Here is a 16698-nt window from a genome sequence, read left to right on the forward strand (position 1 = left end):
TTTAAAATTTAAAGATGAGCGTTATTCAAGAATTCCTTCGTTACAACAGACAAACTATTCTTCCTGAAATTGGCGATGAAGGTCAGGAAAAATTAAAAAAAGCTAGAGTTTTAGTAATTGGCGCAGGAGGTTTAGGCTGTCCTATTTTGCAATATATTGCGACTGCTGGAGTTGGTTTTATCGGAATTATGGATTTTGATACTATCGAAATTCATAATCTGCACAGACAGATTTTATATACTGAAAATGAAATTGGTCAGCAAAAAGCTGTTGTAGCAAAAGAGGTGATTTCTAAATTAAATCCGTTGATTGAAGCTGTTGCGATTAATGAAAAATTAACGACCGAAAATGCATCAAAAATCATTCAGCAGTATGATATTGTTGTGGATGGTTCTGATAATTTTTCTACTCGTTATTTGGTGAATGATACTTGCGTTGAGCTTAAAAAACCTTTGATTTATGGAAGTATTTTAAAGTTCGAAGGACAAATTGCGGTTTTCAATCATAACGGAAGTAAAAATCTTCGCGATTTATTTCCAGAAATGCCAGATCCAAAAGATGTTCCGAATTGTAATTTGAATGGGGTTTTAGGAACATTGCCTGGAATCATAGGAAATATGATGGCACATGAAACATTAAAATTGATTTTGGAATTACCAACTTTAAACAATGAATTGATACTTTTCAATACTTTAAACTGGAATTTCACGAAACTGAATTTCTAAAAAACAACCTCATCTCCCACACTAATAATTCCAGAATTCAAACTCACAATATTAGTCCCGAATAAAACTGAATTATTGACATTTCTGTATTTGCTCAAAGTTTTTAGAGGTTCTTTTTTTACAATTCCTTTCTGCGGATCATTATTTACCATAATACATCTTCCGCAGGGTTTAATGTTTTTAAATTGAACTTTTCCAATTGTAAAAGTCTTAAAATTATCTTCCTCGTGTGCATTTTTGGTACTTACAACAATGTTTGGGCGGAATCTTTTAATGGTGATTTTTTCTTCTAATTTTTCATTTAAAAAATCAAGACTTTCTGTTCCAATTAACAAATAAGGATAACCGTCGGCAAGGCTAACATTGAAAGTTTCTTTTAATCGTGAACTTTCATGCTTACGGTCGCCATTTTTTATAATTTTTACCAGTCTGCAATCAAAACCTAATTTATCGCTAAACCATTTTGAAGAGTTTTTATTTACTTCGAAAACTTCGCTTTTATCATCCCAAACATGAGATTCTATTGCATTTTCTAAATGTTCATTAATAGAAAATTCATGTGTTTCTCCTTCAAAAGTAATTTTAATTTTATCTCCAGAAATTTCAGGATAAAACTGACTCATGATTGGATATTCTCTTTGCGTAACATGAACATTTTCGGCATTAATCAGCATCCATCTTCGGTCATTTTCAAAACCCATTTCTTCAGCATTGGCACTTTTTAAACTAATGCCCGCTAAACTTTTTATCGGATAAATATAAATCTCTTTTACACTGTAAACTACACTCATTTTTATTTACTTTTTAAAATGGACATAAATTCTTCGCGATCAATTTCGCGACAGCCTAAACTTTCTAAATGCGGATTATAAACCTGACAATCAAGCAATTTATAATTTTCTTTCTTCAAATATAAAGCTAAAGCTATAAATGCTGTTTTTGAAGCATTTGAAACTTTAGAAAACATACTTTCTCCACAAAAAACATCACCTAAATCAATTCCGTACAAACCTCCAACCAAAACATCATCCTGCCAAACCTCAACTGATTTCGCAAACCCTTCTTCGTTTAGTTTGCAGTACGATTCAATCATTTCGTCAGAAATCCAAGTTCCGTTTTGGCCTTCACGCTTTATCTGCTGGCAATTTGAAATTACTTCTCTGAAATTCTTGTTATAAGTAACTTTAAAGATTTTCTTATTGAGAATCTTTTTCATGCTTTTGGATATCACCAATTCATCAAAAAACAAAACCATTCTCGGATCTGGCGCCCACCAAAGGATAGGCTCTCCTTCGTTAAACCAAGGAAAAATACCGCTTTTATAAGCCAGCTGTAAGCGTTCTGGACTTAAATCTCCTCCAAGTGCCAAAACTCCTTCTTCATCTGCTTCTGTAACGGGCGGAAAAAATAAATCGTTGAATAAATAATACATTTTTAAATAGTCAATTTTTTAAATTCCAAATTCCAAGATTTGGAGATCAATAAAAAAAGAATCAAAAATAAAATTCCAAATTCCAAATTCAAGAGAATGAATTGGAATTTGGAATTTAAAATTTTAGAATTTAAACCTTTTTTAGAACGGTAAATCGTCTGGTTCGTCTTCGTTTACGTTTGTTGCTGGAGCAAAAGTTTCCGCTGTTGGCATCGGTGGTGCTTGTGTAGAACCTTCTGCAGCTAATCTTTCGATTCTCCAACCTTGAATACTATTGAAATATCTAGTTTCTCCTTGCGGATTAACCCATTCTCTTCCTCTTAAATTGATAGAAACTTTTACTGCATCTCCTTGTTTATAGCTACTCAATAAATCGCATTTATCTTGTGTAAATTCGATTAAAATATGTTGTGGATACTGCTCCTCAGTAGTAACAACTAACTCTCTTTTTTTGAATGAGGCACTAACTTGCTGCTCTGGGTTAACCACTTTTACTTTTCCTGTAACTTCCATCTTCGTCTATATTAATTATTGTTTCTATTTCTTTTATTTCTTAGCTAAAAGCACTTTCCATGCCGATTCTACATCGCCATTATCCAGATATTTTTTGGCTTCTAAATGTACTTTTTTCTGATCATCTGAGCTTAAAACTCCTTTGACTGCGAAATTTTCTTTCACAAATATAGTAACTTCTTCAATTGTAGGCAAGGCTTCTACATTTCCTAATTTGCCTAAATCATTTCCGTCAAAAACATCGCTTTCTTTTACAAAATTAGGTATTGCATCTACTCCTACTCCTAGTGTTGTTAAGGGTTTTGCCACTTCAAAAAGTCCTTGATTTGATCTTGAATACCAGTTATTTCCAAGTCTTGAAACCAAATCAATTTTATGCTGATCGATCGCTCCGTTTTCATCTAAAATAGATTCGTCAATATGAATTTTCACCACTTCACACAAAATCAAATTTCCTGCTCCTCCTTCTTCTCCTAACGGAATAATCTGCGTAATCTTACATTCAAATTGAACTGGAGATTCTTTTACACGATATGGTTTTACTAAATCTGACGGAATTTGAGTTAATCCTGCTTTGATAAATTCGTTTACACCATCTCCATATTCTGTGCTTGCCAGTGAAGTCTGCTGAACTAAATCATAATTTACAACATTAATTACTACTTCTCTAGTTGCTTCAGCATTTATTAAAGTATGTTTGATTGTATTATCGCGAACACGTCTTGATGGCGAAAAAACCAAAATAGGCGGATTTGCACTAAATACATTAAAGAAACTAAACGGAGATAAATTCGGAATCCCTTTTTCGCTTATTGTGCTTGCAAATGCAATAGGTCTCGGACCAATTGAACTCTGCAAATAGCCTTGCAATTTAGCCGTCGGAATCTCTTTTGGATTAATGCTGATCATACTTTTTTATTTAAACAAAATCTCGCTTTTGCAGTTACAAAAGTATTGAAATCGTTTAATTAGAAGAAATAGTTTTGTAGATAAAACGAAAAATCTTTCCGCATTCGCAAAATATAAAATGTGTATATTTCGTTATCTTTATACCACAAAATAATTGATATGTCTTTTTCTGAAAGAACAAATACAACCCGCTGGATTATTATTTCGGTTTGCTTTATAATAATTTCGCTAATCCTTTGGAACACTTATACTTTCTTCCAAATATTTAAAAATGAGGAACGTTTAAAAATGAATCTTTTTGTAAACGCCCAAATTACACTAGTTAATGCAAACGAAAATACCGATGTAGAACTACCTCTTCAGATTTTCAGTAACAATACTTCAATTCCTGGAATTATAATGCTTTATGATAAAGTAGTGAGCGCTGTAAATGTTCCTGACGAAGTTCTTAATGACAAGAAAAAAAGAATCGATTTTTTAAACAAATTAAAAAGCGAAAACGAACCTATTACTTTTGAATATGCCCCAGGAAAATATCAAACCTTATATTATGGCAATTCAGCGTTATTAAATAAGCTCAAATATTACCCGATTGCTTTACTTCTCATTATCTTTTTATGTATTGCCTTAATTTATAACTTTTACAAAAGCACTAAAATGGCAACTCAAAATAAGCTTTGGGCAGGAATGGCAAAAGAAACAGCGCATCAAATAGGAACGCCTTTGTCTTCTTTAATTGGATGGGTTGAAATACTTAAAACAGAAAATATTGATCAATCTATTAGTACTGAAATCGAAAAAGACATAGAACGTCTGCAAACTATTACGGATCGTTTTTCTAAAATTGGTTCAATTCCTGTTTTAGAACTTCATGATATTGTTGAAGAAACAAAAGTCGCATACGAATACTTGCAATCACGATTTTCTAAACAAGTTGCTTTTTCTTTTAAAGCTCCAAACGAACCTATTTTAGGCATGATCAATCCTATTTTACATAGCTGGACTATCGAAAATTTGGTCAAAAATGCGATTGATGCCATGAAAGGAAAAGGAACTTTAGATCTTAAGATTGAACAAGATAGTCATAACGTAAAGATAAATGTGAAAGATTCAGGAACAGGAATTTCTAAAAAACAATTTAAAACTATTTTCGAACCTGGATTTACGACTAAAAAACGCGGTTGGGGACTGGGACTATCTTTAACGAAAAGAATTGTTGAAGAATACCACAATGGAAAAATTAAAGTTTTACATTCTGAAATTGGAAAAGGAACTACTTTTCAAATTTCATTAAATAAAAAAGTGCAGTAATGAATTTTACTGCACTTTAGTTATCTGTTTTGTCAGACTGAACGAAGTCGAAGTCTTTACAAATTCGATTGAATATCTTTTGCTAAAACTTCAAACTCTTCTTTTGAAAGTGAAACTTTATCGATAAAACGCATTTCGTCCATGTGGTTTAACGGAATCAAATGCACGTGTGCGTGAGGCACTTCAAGTCCAACAACTGCAATTCCGATTCTTTTGCATGGAACTGTTTTTTCTAAAGCTGCCGCTACTTTTTTAGAAAACTTCATTAAGCCTAAATACAGTTCTTCATCCATATCAAAAATCTTATCGATTTCTTGTTTCGGAATACAAAGTGTGTGTCCTTTTGCATTTGGATTTACATCTAAAAATGCCAAATAGTTTTCGTCTTCAGCAATTTTATAAGCTGGAATTTCTCCGTTTACTATTTTAGTGAATATTGTGCTCATTGTTTATTCGTTTATTTGGTTAATCGTTTAACCGATTAAACGATTAAACGGTTAAACTAAAATTTAGTCTCTTGAAATTTCAAGAATTTCGAATTTTAAAACTCCGTTTGGAACTGTAATTTCAGCTACTTCTCCAACAGATTTTCCTAGTAAACCTTTTCCAATAGGAGAAGTTACAGAGATTTTTCCTGTTTTCAAATCTGCTTCGCTTTCAGCAACAAGCGTATATTTCATCTCCATTCCGTTACTTTGGTTTTTGATTTTTACATTCGATAAAACCAAAACTTTAGAAACATCTAATTGAGATTCGTCTATTAATCTTGCATTTGCGTATACTTCTTCTAGTTTAGAAATTCTCATTTCTAATAAACCTTGTGCTTCTTTTGCCGCATCATATTCCGCATTTTCAGACAAATCACCTTTATCTCTCGCGTCTGCAATATCTTGAGATGCTTTTGGACGCATTACACTTTTAAGGTGCTCCAACTCATCTTTTAACTTTTTTAGTCCTTCTGCTGTATAATAAGATACTTTACTCATAACTTCATCGTTTATATAAATACAAAAAATCCCATCGCGACGGGATTTTCTTACCACAAATATACTATAATTTTTAATAGTACATAATTATATGTTAATCATATAGATTTCAAATCTAAATAATTATTTTTGTTTTAACTAATTCCTATTAAAATAATGAAAAAAATCTGGTTCTTTATAGCATTTACCGCTGTTTTGTTCTCTTGCAGTGAAAACAACAGAAGCAATAATAATCCTTATATTCCTAATTATCCCGTAAACGCATATCTTGATGCCAATTTGCCAACATATAACAAATTGTTGTATCCAAGTAATCCTGTTTATGTTGCCAATTATGGAGCAAAAGGAATTATAGTAATGAAAACTGGTGAAGGAACTTTTACTGCTTTTGATGCAGCTTGTCCAAATCAAGCGCTTACATCTTGTACGGCCATGACAATCGACGGAATTTACGCTGTTTGTCCTTGCGATAAAACTCAATACAATTTGTTTACAGGACTTGGAGGAAAAGAATATCCGATGAAACAATATCGAGTTGAAGCTTCTGGAACTGTGGTTCACGTTTATAATTAAATAAAAAAAACCTGAAAGAAATTTTCAGGCTTTTTTTATGAATACAACTTAATTAGAATTTCAAATTCAAACCAACTAAGAAATTTGTCCCAGCTTGCGGGTAATAGTAAGGATAAATATCCCACATATATCCATTTGAAACATATTTTTTGTCGAAGATATTATTAACCATTCCAGTTATGGTAATCGATTTAAAAATTGAATTTGGTTTTATTTCGTACGAAACATTAAAATCGTTTACAAAATAATCTGCCAATTTTGCTGACGGAAGTTCGATATTGTTCATGAATTGTTCTCCAACGTATTTTTGCAATAATGAAAGATATAATCCTTCAATTGGCTTAAATACAATAACGTTTCCGGCAATAACTTCTGGAGAATAAGCAATTTTAGTTGTTCCGTAATATTCTCCATCAACAGCTAAATCAACATTTTTGTTGCTGCTTAAAGTAAAGTTTGGTCTTAAAGTGAATTTATCTGAAAGTGCAATTGTTGCATCAACTTCTAAACCTAAACGGTAGCTTTTCTCCGTATTTGCACGAATCGGATTTCCAACATCATCCAATCTTCCAGTTAAAATCAATTGGTCTTTGTATGCCATGTAATACACATTAGAATTCAATTGAAATTTCTCAGAATTGAATCTCCATCCTAATTCAAAATCATTCAATTTTTCTGGTTTTACATTTCCTCCTTCATAATCAGTTCTGTTAGGTTCACGATTTGCTCGTGCGTAAGAAAAGTACAAAGTGCTTTTTTGATTGATTTCGTAATTCAAACCTGCTTTCGGATTAAAGAAATTGAAATTATCATCAACTAAACCAGTTTCTGCACTATTAGCTTTATATTTTACATTTCTGTATTGCAAATCACCATATAAGCTTAACTTTTCTGTTAATTGATAATTTGCTTTCGCGAAAATGTTCCCATCTGTTTTTGTAGAAAAATCATCGTAATAATGATCGCCAAGTTCAGATTGAGAAGCATATCTTGCCCAGATTACTTTTCCGAAATGATCGCCTTCATATTTATTCCAGCCTCCGCCCAAAATAACATTTAGCTTTTCTGTGACATATTTAGCAGAGAAAGTAGTTCCGTAAAAATCATTATCTAACCATTTTTGACGTACTAAATCTGTTGTTGTTACACTTCCAACTGGATCCAGATTATATTCAGCCATATCTGCATCTTCCTTGTAATTTTCATAATAACCTTTTCCTTTTGTATAATGAAGTGCAAAGTTTGTGCTCCATTTATCAGAAATAGATTCGCTCCAATGCAGTTGATAATGATCTTGCTTGTAATTATCGGTTTCATTATCATAAAAACGAACGTTTCCTGCTTCATCTGTATACATACCTGCTGAATTGAAAGTACGATTTGTGTTTAAAGTTTCACCATCAATTCCGTTCCAAGATTGATACGTTTTTTCGGTTCCGCCAAAAACTAAAGCTTTAATCAAAGTTGTTTTACCAACATAAGTTCCCTGCAAGAAATATGATTTTAAATCTGAACTTGCACGATCAATATATCCTTGTGATTTTATGGCAGATAAACGTCCCGCAATTTCGAAATGATCATTCAACAAGCCTGTGCTGAATTTTACCGTATTTTTTATAGTATTGAATGATCCCGCAGAGCTTGAAATTTCGCCAGTTGCTTTATTAGCATAACTGTCAGTTAGCATATTTAAGCTCGCGCCAAACGCACCTGCACCATTTGTAGATGTTCCAACTCCTCGTTGCAATTGAAGACTTTCTACAGAAGAAGCAAAATCGGGCATATTAACCCAAAATGTTCCCTGACTTTCTGCATCGTTATACGGAATTCCATTTATCGTTACGTTTACACGCGTAGCATCGCTTCCACGTACTCTAATTCCAGTGTAACCAACACCATTACCGGCATCTGAAGTTGTTACAACCGAAGGAAGATAGTTCATCAGAACAGGAATATCCTGGCCTAAATTTCTATACTTAATTTCTTTCTTATCCATATTACTAAAACTCACAGGAGTTTTAGAAGTAACACGAACGGCAGAAACCAAAACCTCATCTAGAGAATTTACTTTTGTAGAATCTTGCTGTTGTGCAAAAGAGAAAAGAGAAAAGAGAAAAGAAAATGTAGAAAAAACAAATTTGGTTCTGTTTGTAAAAACCTCTGAACCTTTGTACCTCTGTGCCTTAGCACCTAAAAAAAAAGTTTTCATTCGTAAAAAATTACGAATAAAAGGGGGAATTATTCTTTTGTTAAATTAATAAATGTGTTTCACGACAAAATAAAGTGTGCACGCTCGATAGTGTCGTTTTTTCCCTTAGCAACATTACTCGCTCAGGTTCTTTGGGTATGATCTCAGCTCGTTATTTAGAGCACCCCTTTGAGACAATGCAAATATAAAAAAGTATTAAGATAAATGTATTAAGATTTTTCATTTTTGGATTTCTTAATACTTAATTCTACAGTCTTAACACTAAAAATCAGGTTTTCTGCGTGATTGCTTCAAGTCCGAAATGTTCTTTTTATCTTTAATTCTTTTCTTAATTACAGATTTTGGAACTTTTGTTGCTTTTCTGACTTTCGGAACATACAATCCTTTTTTGATGATTTCTAAAAATCGTTTAGTAACAATTTCCTTGTTCTTAAGCTGGCTCCTATCTTCGTCACAGTTTAAAATTAATATATTTTCAGAAGTTAATCTTGCCGATATATTTTCTTGTAAAAGCAATTTTTCTTCATCAGATAAAGCTTGAGAAGCATTCAAATCAAAATTCAGAACTACTTTTGACGAAACTTTATTTACGTTTTGTCCTCCCGAACCACTGCTGCGGACGGCTTTAAAGTTTAATTCTGATATGATTTTTTCTGAATCCATTTTATTATTGTGGCTGATGTGCTGCTTTTAGCAAATCGTTTACTGTTTTTACAGGATTAAAAGTAATCAAAGGCACAGCAACAAAAACCGTTAACCAATTTGCCATTGAACCATTCCATAAACCTGGTAATTCATAATTTTTAACCGCTTTTCCATCAACACTTTTCTCTACAATAAAACCTGTATTTTGATCTACAAATTGAAGCAAATTAAATTTTTCGTTTTTGTAGTTTTTTATACCGCAAACCAAATCTACCGGATTAAAATGTGTTGATTCGGCTAAAATAGTCTGTTGTTTTTTATTAGTTAAATCTACTTGAGAAGTTTCAACAATTTGAAGAGAAATTACGCCTTTATCATTCATTACCCAAAACGGACCGCCGCCAGGCTCGCCTTCATTTTTCACCATTCCGCAAACACGGATTGGTCTATTTAAAATCTCTTTGATCTTATATATCTTATTTTCAAAAGTAAATTTATTGAAATCATTACTCATCTCAATGTTTAACTTTTCTTTTAAAAATAAAACAACTTCTTCTACATGCTTTTCTTGAATTTCATTCTGATCGATTGCTTTCAAATAAGAGAAAACTTTTTGCTGCATTTCTACCAAAACACCTGCCAAAGCTTTTTTATACAATGTAGTTTTCTCAATATGATTCTGAATTACATTATCAATATTTTTTATAAAAATTACATCGGCATCAAGATTATTTAAATTTTCAATTAAAGCTCCATGTCCGCCTGGTCTAAAGATTAAATTATCATTTTTATCTTTTACCAATTTGTTGTTCTCATCAATAGTAATAGAATCAGTGCTTTTACTTTGATAAGAATATCCAATATTAATTTTTACTCCAGATGGTTCTTCAATTTTTTCTATAACCTCATCAACTCCTTTATAAAATAAGTTTTGGTGAATTTCTGATACGGTAAAATGCAAATTAGAAACCTTTTCTGAAGTAGCATAATGAATACATTCATTTAAATGTTCTTCAATTGGATTGGCAATATGCGTTTTGTATTTATGAAAGGGCAAAACAGCCTTAGGCTTATTTGCCGAATTATAATAATCTGGCGACAGCAATAATTTTATAAAATAATAATTTTTATAATCTCTATCTAAAGACTCAAAATCAGGATAAATTTCTCTTAATTTTTTATCAACTGCTTCGAAAAAAGGAAACTTCTCCATACCAACGATAAAAATAGAAAGCTCTTTATCATTTTTTCTGTTGATATACGCATTTATTGTTTCTCTTTTAATATCAAAATCATTCAAAAAAGCTGTTAAGAATTTGTACATTCTTGTCGCAGCACCAGAAGCTGGAACAAACTTTTTGATCTTTAATTTTTCTTTTTGATTATCAAAAAAAGAAGCTTTTTCTAGGAAATCAGCTTCAGATAAACTTAAAATTCCATTTCCGATTGTTGCAGGGCTTACAAGATTACTCTTTGCTATTCCGTTATCAAAAATTTCAAGCTGTTTTAAAATATTTTCAAAAGGAATTCCTCTCTCATAGATTTGAATAAAATCGGAAGATGAAAAACCTTTTTCTTTCGCAATAGTCAAATTATTAACAATCGTAATTGCTTTTTCCAAACGTGTTTCCTTGTCTCCAGATAATGTTATGAAAGGCTTTTTTGTATCGATTAAAGTTTGTTTGAAAACAGAAAACACAGTTTCTCTTCCGTTTGGAGTATCGCGAATATCATCTTTCTCCCAAGGAACATCAATATCTGTTAAAAAAACCAAATCATATTCGTGATTCAATGCTGCTTCATTTAAAAGCGGGTCGCAAAAACCATAATATATTTCAGAGAATACTTTGGTTACCATTAGATTAGTATCGCAAAAGAGGTATTTTTTTGCCTTTTTTAATCTTTCATTTTCTAATGCCGTTTGACCGTAAGCAATAGGCATCATGTCATCAGCTACACAAATATGCTTATTTTCCTCCCATTTTTCTTGCAGATAATCACGCGCAAATTCAGGAACCCATTCGGTTTCATAGTAATCTGCAAGCTGTTTTGCTAAGGTCGTTTTCCCCGTACTTTCAGGTCCAAACAAAGCAATTTTTATGATGGTTGTTTTTTGCTGTCTAAGATCTTTCTCCATTCTAAATAAGCTGAAATAGCCAAAATTGTAAAAATTATATATTGAAGTGACAACATCCCTAAACCACGATAAGCGTAGAGAGGCACAACAATAATATCACCAATAATCCAAAGTGTCCAGTTTTCTATTTTTTTTCTGGCCATGTACCACATTCCTGCAAAAAATATTCCAGACGAGACCATGTCAACATAATTGTCGTGATGAATTTCGTAACCAAAATATTTATAAATGCCGAAAACTACAAAAACCGTCACAATAAACAGTAAGATTCCGATTATTTTTTCATTAAAAGTTGTACGAGTTATTGGCAGATTGTCTTCAGTCGTTCCTCCTTTTGCCCAAACATACCAACCATAAATACTCATAATTGAAAAATAGGCATTGATAATCATGTCTCCCATATAACCGGCCACATAAAGCAAATAAACCGATATTGCCGTAGCAATTAATCCTGTTGGATAAACCCAAATATTTTCTTTTTTAGCAAACCATACACTCAAAATTCCACAAACAAAAACTAAAAACTCCAAAGCAATATGCCATAATGGGGCGTTTTTATAACTTTCTAGAAAAAAATCTATCATGGAAATTGTTTTTGGTTAATGGCATTTATGATTCAAAAAAATGGCTGTTGTTTTCAAAAGCTGTTCCAATAACAACCAAATCTGCACCAGCATTATAGGCTTTTTGAATTCCCTGCAAATCTACAATTCCTCCACCAACAATAATAGGAATTTCAATATTTTGCGCAATTAACTCAATCATCTCTGTCGGAACGGGTTGTTTTGCTCCGCTTCCCGCTTCTAAATAAATCAATTGATTTCCTAACATCTCTCCTGCAAGAGCAGTTGCTAAAACCAAATCAAGATTTTCACGGCTTAATGGTTTTGTTTTGCTAACACGAGCAACAGCAGTTTCGTTACCGCTTTCTATTAAAATATATCCTGTAGAAATTACTTCAAGATTGGTTTTCTTAAGAATCGGAGCTGCTTGGACTTGATACTCGATCAAATAATCTGGATTTCTTCCTGATAATAAAGAAAGAAACAAAATACCGTCAGCTTTTGAAGAAATTTGCGAAGGATCTCCTGGAAACAAAATAACGGGCAAACTTGTTTTTTGTTTTAACTCCAATATTAATTCTTCTAAAATATTGTTTTGAACAATACTTCCTCCAACAAAAATATGAGTAGCAGGCGACTGAGTAATTTTTTCGATTAAATGACCTAAATTTTCCAATACAATTTTATCTGGATCCAAAAGTACTGCCAGTAGTTTCTGACCGTTACTTTTAGCCTCTAAAATTTGTTGTCGAATAGTGAGTATTTGTTCTTGCATCGTGGGTGTAAAAGTAAAAGTTTTTTAATGGAGAAGAACTATTTTGAATGAATTATATTTGTCTAATGTCTTTTGATAACGCAAATAATACATTATGATTACAATTGAATTACTACAGAAATACGGCGTAACCAAAAAATCTTTTGATCGAAACGATATTGTTTTTGAAGAAGGCAATCTTCCTTTAAACTATTATCAGATTATTTCTGGTGAAGTCAAAATGAGTAATTATAATGATGATGGACGCGAATTTATTCAAGGCATTTTTTATAACGGACAATCTTTTGGCGAACCTCCCCTATTTTTAAATCAAAAATATCCTGCGAATGCCATTGCTGTTGAAAATGCTGAAATCTTCATTCTTCCAAAAGAAAACTTCATGAAATTATTGGAAGAAAATCCAAAAGTGAGTATTCAAATAATCGAAAATCTAGCGCAAAGATTGTATTATAAATCAGTTATGGCTGCCGAAATTTCGACACACGAACCTGAACATCGCGTTTTAAAACTAATCGATCACGGAATTGCTTATTTTAATTTTCAAAAAGACAAAAACGGTTATCTTATTAATTTCACAAGACAACAAATTGGAGATTTGACTGGTTTACGAGTAGAAACAGTCATTAGAGCGATAAAAGCGCTGGAAAAAAAAGGTGAATTGAAGATTATTAATCGAAAAGTATACAGATAAAAAAGTTCTCGTTTTATGATTTTAATCATAAAATGCAGTTGTATTGCAGGCGTATCTTTGTCATATAAAAATCTGAATATCATGACACTATACCAAACAACATTCGACATTTTCAATAGAAATTATATGGGTTCTGCTGCAATGGCAGTAATTGGACAAAGCTGTTTAGGAGGCGCTGCGGCTATGTATGTTTTAGCTAACGGAACTTCTATTCCTCAAATGATTCAACTAGCAATTATAGTTTTGGCTTGTGTTTTCGCAAACACTTCTATATTAGCACAAATGAAACACAAAGTAGTTTTCAATCTTATTATGTTAAGCGGAACTTTAAGTTTGTTTTTTATACTTTTAAATAGTTTGATTCTATGAAAAAACAAATAGAAAATAGAACTGATGTTTCCTTTATGGTTCATCAGTTTTATGCTAAAATAAGAGCCGATCGAGAAATCGGCTTTTATTTTAATGAAATGATAACCGACTGGGATTTGCACCTCGAAAAACTAACTGATTTTTGGGAGACAAATCTATTTGGCGTTCGTAAATATAAAGGCAATCCGCATGCTGTACACAATGAAGTTGACGCACATTTTAATGAAAAAATCACCGCAAACGAATTTGGAATCTGGCTCAATCATTGGTTTCAAACTATTGATGAGCATTTTGAAGGAGAAAACGCCGAAACACTAAAAAGACGTGCTCGAAAAATGAGTACTTTTTTGTTTATGAGTATGTTTCAGCATCGCCAAAAAGAAAGTGAAGTTTAAACTGAAAGCTGTCACTGAGACTAAAAACTATTTTTCAAAAGCATAAACCAAAGTAAACCTACCCTCAAAATTATCCGATTCAATTTCCTGATAATGTACATTAAAATCCTTTATCAAATCATCAAAATGAAGACTTGCCTGCGTTTGGGTTTTATCTAAAGAAAAGTTGCTCACATTGATATGATCTTTAAAACTTATACCTTTTTCATTTCTAATTTTAAAGATTGCTTCTTTGGCTCCCCAGATAACGGTAAGTTTTTTTATATATTTTTCAGTAGCTGATGGATCTAAATAATCGCACTCATAATCTGTGAATTTATCAGCAATTCTCTGAATTTTTTCGCGTTGCAATTCCATGTCAATTCCAACTTTTTCGTGGCTTATAATTATTGCCGCAAAGTGATACGAATGCGTAATTGAAATATGATTATGGCAATCAAAATACGGTTTCCCGAATTCATCATAATGCAAATCTTTATCAGTAAAACCCATTTCCTGAATCAGCATACGAACACTCAAAAAAGCACGCTGATGCATTTGTGATTTCATTCCGTCCAATCTCTTCTGTGTTTTTTCTTTCAACACAACTTTGCTCAATAATTCTTCTAGGGATTCTGTAATTTCCCAAATTAAGATTTTAGTCGTTTCATCAAATTGTATGGTCTGAAATAGAGGCATTTCTTTTTAATTATAAATTGTAAATGATTAATTATAAAATTATTCTTTTTAATTTTTTTCAATCAAAATAAATAATTTAAGGACAAATAACTTTTGGTTAAAAAATGAGTTAAGTAAATTTAAGCAATTCCTTATAAAAGTGCATAGTTATGGAACCATTTTAAATGAACTTATATCACTTATATGGTTTAAAAACGATTTTCAAACTAACATTCTAAGGATTAAGAAATTAAAGATTTCACAAATCTTACAGAAAATAGTAAAATTCAAAAGCTATTCCTTAAATTTGCAAAAAATTTACAATTATACAAATATAATATAAATGAGTACTACAACTACGCCTTATGTGGCTTATAAAGTAAAAGACATTTCTCTAGCGGCTTGGGGAAGAAAAGAAATTGAACTAGCTGAAGCTGAAATGCCAGGTTTAATGGCACTTCGCGCTGAATACAAAGACGAACAACCATTAAAAGGTGCTCGTATCGCTGGATGTTTACACATGACGATTCAAACTGCTGTTTTGATCGAAACTTTAATTTCTCTTGGTGCAGAAGTTACTTGGTCTTCTTGTAACATTTTCTCAACTCAAGATCAGGCTGCTGCTGCTATTGCTGCTGCTGGAATTTCAGTTTACGCTTGGAAAGGTCTTGACGAAGAGTCATTTGACTGGTGTATTGAGCAAACTTTATTCTTTGGTGAAGACAGAAAACCATTGAACATGATTCTTGATGATGGTGGAGATTTAACTAACATGGTTATTGATCGTTACCCAGAATTAGTTCCTGGAATTAAAGGTCTTTCTGAAGAAACAACAACTGGTGTTCACAGACTTTACGAAAGAGTAAAAGCTGGAACTTTACCAATGCCTGCAATCAACATTAATGACTCTGTTACTAAATCTAAATTTGATAACAAATACGGATGTAAAGAATCTGCTGTAGATGCTGTACGTCGTGCAACTGACTTAATGTTAGCTGGAAAAAGAGTTATCGTTTGTGGATACGGTGACGTTGGAAAAGGAACTGCTGCTTCTTTCAGAGGTGCAGGATCTATTGTAACTGTTACTGAAATTGACCCAATTTGTGCTTTACAAGCTGCAATGGACGGTTATGAAGTTAAAAAATTAAACACTGTAATTGCTAATGCTGATATCATCATTACAACTACAGGAAACAAAGATATCGTTCTTGGAGAGCACTTCGAGCAAATGAAAGACAAAACTGTTGTTTGTAACATTGGTCACTTCGATAACGAAATTGATATGGCTTGGTTAAACAAAAACCACGGTGCTTCTAAAATCGAAATCAAACCTCAGGTTGACAAATACAACATCAACGGTAAAGATATCATCATCTTGGCTGAAGGTCGTTTAGTAAACCTTGGTTGTGCTACAGGTCACCCAAGTTTTGTAATGAGTAACTCATTTACAAACCAGACTTTAGCTCAAATCGAATTATGGAACAACAGCGCGGCTTACAAAAACGAAGTTTACATGTTACCAAAACATTTAGATGAAAAAGTTGCCGCTTTACACTTAGCTAAATTAGGTGTTGAACTTGAAGTTCTTAGAGAAGATCAAGCTGCTTACATCGGCGTTGAAGTTCAAGGTCCATTTAAACCAGAATACTACAGATACTAATTAATTTTAGATTGTAGATTTCTGTCCCGAAGCCTCGGGATTAGATTTCTTTAAAATCATATATCAAACCCGATAGGTTTTAAAAACCTGTCGGGTTTTGTTTTTAGTATTTTGTAAGAATTTTATTTATACATTTGACGTTCTTAAA

The 16698-nt window shown here is 32.3% G+C and carries 19 protein-coding genes; 7 read left to right on the forward strand and 12 right to left on the reverse strand.

Translation table 11 applies throughout. The features are described 5' to 3' along the window. The first annotated feature begins 14 nt into the window (after window positions 1-14). Window positions 15-725: a HesA/MoeB/ThiF family protein gene (locus DM444_RS14975; RefSeq protein ID WP_111288055.1), complete on the forward strand. Its 711-nt coding sequence runs from the start codon at window positions 15-17 to the stop codon at window positions 723-725. Here the strand turns inward: DM444_RS14975 and DM444_RS14980 are convergent. From DM444_RS14980 to DM444_RS14995, 4 genes are all read right to left on the reverse strand, one after another. Then, window positions 722-1516 carry an MOSC domain-containing protein gene (locus tag DM444_RS14980; RefSeq protein ID WP_111288057.1) on the reverse strand — a complete coding sequence of 265 codons (795 nt, stop codon included), beginning with the start codon at window positions 1514-1516 and terminating at the stop codon, window positions 722-724. The genes DM444_RS14975 and DM444_RS14980 overlap by 4 nt on opposite strands. Before the next feature lie 2 nt (window positions 1517-1518). Continuing rightward, the gene (gene aat, locus DM444_RS14985; RefSeq protein WP_111288059.1) at window positions 1519-2157 is read right to left on the reverse strand and encodes a leucyl/phenylalanyl-tRNA--protein transferase; all 639 of its coding nucleotides are present in this window, start codon (window positions 2155-2157) and stop codon (window positions 1519-1521) included. A 141-nt stretch (window positions 2158-2298) separates the two neighbouring features. Then, window positions 2299-2670: a DUF3127 domain-containing protein gene (locus tag DM444_RS14990; protein WP_111288061.1), complete on the reverse strand. Its 372-nt coding sequence runs from the start codon at window positions 2668-2670 to the stop codon at window positions 2299-2301. 33 nt (window positions 2671-2703) lie between these two features. Then, a complete protein-coding gene (locus tag DM444_RS14995; protein ID WP_111288063.1) occupies window positions 2704-3579 on the reverse strand; it encodes a flavin reductase family protein in 876 nt (291 codons plus the stop codon). A 159-nt stretch (window positions 3580-3738) separates the two neighbouring features. Between DM444_RS14995 and DM444_RS15000 the strand changes: the two genes are divergently transcribed. After that, window positions 3739-4890, forward strand: a complete 1152-nt coding sequence (locus DM444_RS15000; protein WP_111288065.1) for a sensor histidine kinase — start codon at window positions 3739-3741, stop codon at window positions 4888-4890. 56 nt (window positions 4891-4946) lie between these two features. Here DM444_RS15000 and DM444_RS15005 read toward each other — a convergent pair whose 3' ends face one another. Beyond that, the gene (locus DM444_RS15005; RefSeq protein WP_111288067.1) at window positions 4947-5336 is read right to left on the reverse strand and encodes an HIT family protein; all 390 of its coding nucleotides are present in this window, start codon (window positions 5334-5336) and stop codon (window positions 4947-4949) included. 63 nt (window positions 5337-5399) lie between these two features. Further along, window positions 5400-5876, reverse strand: a complete 477-nt coding sequence (gene greA, locus DM444_RS15010) for a transcription elongation factor GreA (RefSeq protein ID WP_111288069.1) — start codon at window positions 5874-5876, stop codon at window positions 5400-5402. Between the two features lie 156 nt (window positions 5877-6032). On the opposite strand from greA, the gene DM444_RS15015 reads away from it, so the two are divergent. Further along, window positions 6033-6449 carry a Rieske (2Fe-2S) protein gene (locus DM444_RS15015; RefSeq protein ID WP_111288071.1) on the forward strand — a complete coding sequence of 139 codons (417 nt, stop codon included), beginning with the start codon at window positions 6033-6035 and terminating at the stop codon, window positions 6447-6449. Window positions 6450-6501: 52 nt separating this feature from the next. Here DM444_RS15015 and DM444_RS15020 read toward each other — a convergent pair whose 3' ends face one another. The 5 genes from DM444_RS15020 to DM444_RS15040 form a co-directional block, all read right to left on the reverse strand. Further along, window positions 6502-8658, reverse strand: a complete 2157-nt coding sequence (locus tag DM444_RS15020) for a TonB-dependent receptor (protein ID WP_111288073.1) — start codon at window positions 8656-8658, stop codon at window positions 6502-6504. A 261-nt stretch (window positions 8659-8919) separates the two neighbouring features. Further along, window positions 8920-9321 (reverse strand): alternative ribosome rescue aminoacyl-tRNA hydrolase ArfB, encoded by a 402-nt coding sequence (arfB, locus tag DM444_RS15025; protein WP_111288075.1) that lies wholly within the window; start codon window positions 9319-9321, stop codon window positions 8920-8922. Between the two features lie 4 nt (window positions 9322-9325). Beyond that, entirely contained in the window at window positions 9326-11440 is a 2115-nt protein-coding gene (locus DM444_RS15030; protein WP_111288077.1) for a DUF4301 family protein, read from the reverse strand. Then, entirely contained in the window at window positions 11401-12024 is a 624-nt protein-coding gene (gene pnuC / locus DM444_RS15035) for a nicotinamide riboside transporter PnuC (RefSeq protein WP_111288079.1), read from the reverse strand. Before pnuC ends, DM444_RS15030 begins: the two co-directional genes overlap by 40 nt. A gap of 25 nt (window positions 12025-12049) precedes the next feature. Beyond that, window positions 12050-12778, reverse strand: coding sequence for a phosphoglycerol geranylgeranyltransferase (locus DM444_RS15040; RefSeq protein ID WP_111288081.1), 729 nt, complete (start codon window positions 12776-12778; stop codon window positions 12050-12052). 94 nt (window positions 12779-12872) lie between these two features. Between DM444_RS15040 and DM444_RS15045 the strand changes: the two genes are divergently transcribed. From DM444_RS15045 to DM444_RS15055, 3 genes are all read left to right on the forward strand, one after another. Then, complete coding sequence (locus tag DM444_RS15045) at window positions 12873-13469, forward strand: Crp/Fnr family transcriptional regulator (protein WP_111288083.1); 597 nt, start codon at window positions 12873-12875, stop codon at window positions 13467-13469. A gap of 81 nt (window positions 13470-13550) precedes the next feature. Next, the gene (locus tag DM444_RS15050) at window positions 13551-13838 is read left to right on the forward strand and encodes a hypothetical protein (RefSeq protein ID WP_111288085.1); all 288 of its coding nucleotides are present in this window, start codon (window positions 13551-13553) and stop codon (window positions 13836-13838) included. Continuing rightward, window positions 13835-14233, forward strand: coding sequence for a group III truncated hemoglobin (locus DM444_RS15055; protein ID WP_111288087.1), 399 nt, complete (start codon window positions 13835-13837; stop codon window positions 14231-14233). Before DM444_RS15050 ends, DM444_RS15055 begins: the two co-directional genes overlap by 4 nt. 27 nt (window positions 14234-14260) lie before the next feature. Here the strand turns inward: DM444_RS15055 and DM444_RS15060 are convergent, their stop codons facing one another. Then, window positions 14261-14911, reverse strand: coding sequence for a 4'-phosphopantetheinyl transferase family protein (locus tag DM444_RS15060; protein WP_111288089.1), 651 nt, complete (start codon window positions 14909-14911; stop codon window positions 14261-14263). 322 nt (window positions 14912-15233) lie between these two features. Between DM444_RS15060 and ahcY the strand changes: the two genes are divergently transcribed. Continuing rightward, window positions 15234-16550, forward strand: a complete 1317-nt coding sequence (gene ahcY / locus DM444_RS15065; protein ID WP_111288091.1) for an adenosylhomocysteinase — start codon at window positions 15234-15236, stop codon at window positions 16548-16550. Window positions 16551-16698 lie beyond the last annotated feature (148 nt).

The sequence above is a fragment of the Flavobacterium ginsenosidimutans genome (assembly GCF_003254625.1).
Classification (GTDB): Bacteria; Bacteroidota; Bacteroidia; order Flavobacteriales; family Flavobacteriaceae; genus Flavobacterium; species Flavobacterium ginsenosidimutans.

Coding starts and splice junctions, on each gene's coding strand:
- DM444_RS15060 (WP_111288089.1), bottom strand. CDS start 14,911: ATGCCTCTATTTCAGACCATACAATTTGATGAAACGACTAAAATCTTA.
- aat (WP_111288059.1), bottom strand. CDS start 2,157: ATGTATTATTTATTCAACGATTTATTTTTTCCGCCCGTTACAGAAGCA.
- DM444_RS15020 (WP_111288073.1), bottom strand. CDS start 8,658: ATGAAAACTTTTTTTTTAGGTGCTAAGGCACAGAGGTACAAAGGTTCA.
- DM444_RS15000 (WP_111288065.1), top strand. CDS start 3,739: ATGTCTTTTTCTGAAAGAACAAATACAACCCGCTGGATTATTATTTCG.
- DM444_RS14980 (WP_111288057.1), bottom strand. CDS start 1,516: ATGAGTGTAGTTTACAGTGTAAAAGAGATTTATATTTATCCGATAAAA.
- pnuC (WP_111288079.1), bottom strand. CDS start 12,024: ATGATAGATTTTTTTCTAGAAAGTTATAAAAACGCCCCATTATGGCAT.
- DM444_RS15040 (WP_111288081.1), bottom strand. CDS start 12,778: ATGCAAGAACAAATACTCACTATTCGACAACAAATTTTAGAGGCTAAA.
- DM444_RS15055 (WP_111288087.1), top strand. CDS start 13,835: ATGAAAAAACAAATAGAAAATAGAACTGATGTTTCCTTTATGGTTCAT.
- DM444_RS15030 (WP_111288077.1), bottom strand. CDS start 11,440: ATGGAGAAAGATCTTAGACAGCAAAAAACAACCATCATAAAAATTGCT.
- DM444_RS14975 (WP_111288055.1), top strand. CDS start 15: ATGAGCGTTATTCAAGAATTCCTTCGTTACAACAGACAAACTATTCTT.
- ahcY (WP_111288091.1), top strand. CDS start 15,234: ATGAGTACTACAACTACGCCTTATGTGGCTTATAAAGTAAAAGACATT.
- DM444_RS15050 (WP_111288085.1), top strand. CDS start 13,551: ATGACACTATACCAAACAACATTCGACATTTTCAATAGAAATTATATG.
- arfB (WP_111288075.1), bottom strand. CDS start 9,321: ATGGATTCAGAAAAAATCATATCAGAATTAAACTTTAAAGCCGTCCGC.
- DM444_RS14995 (WP_111288063.1), bottom strand. CDS start 3,579: ATGATCAGCATTAATCCAAAAGAGATTCCGACGGCTAAATTGCAAGGC.
- DM444_RS15045 (WP_111288083.1), top strand. CDS start 12,873: ATGATTACAATTGAATTACTACAGAAATACGGCGTAACCAAAAAATCT.
- DM444_RS15015 (WP_111288071.1), top strand. CDS start 6,033: ATGAAAAAAATCTGGTTCTTTATAGCATTTACCGCTGTTTTGTTCTCT.
- greA (WP_111288069.1), bottom strand. CDS start 5,876: ATGAGTAAAGTATCTTATTATACAGCAGAAGGACTAAAAAAGTTAAAA.
- DM444_RS14990 (WP_111288061.1), bottom strand. CDS start 2,670: ATGGAAGTTACAGGAAAAGTAAAAGTGGTTAACCCAGAGCAGCAAGTT.
- DM444_RS15005 (WP_111288067.1), bottom strand. CDS start 5,336: ATGAGCACAATATTCACTAAAATAGTAAACGGAGAAATTCCAGCTTAT.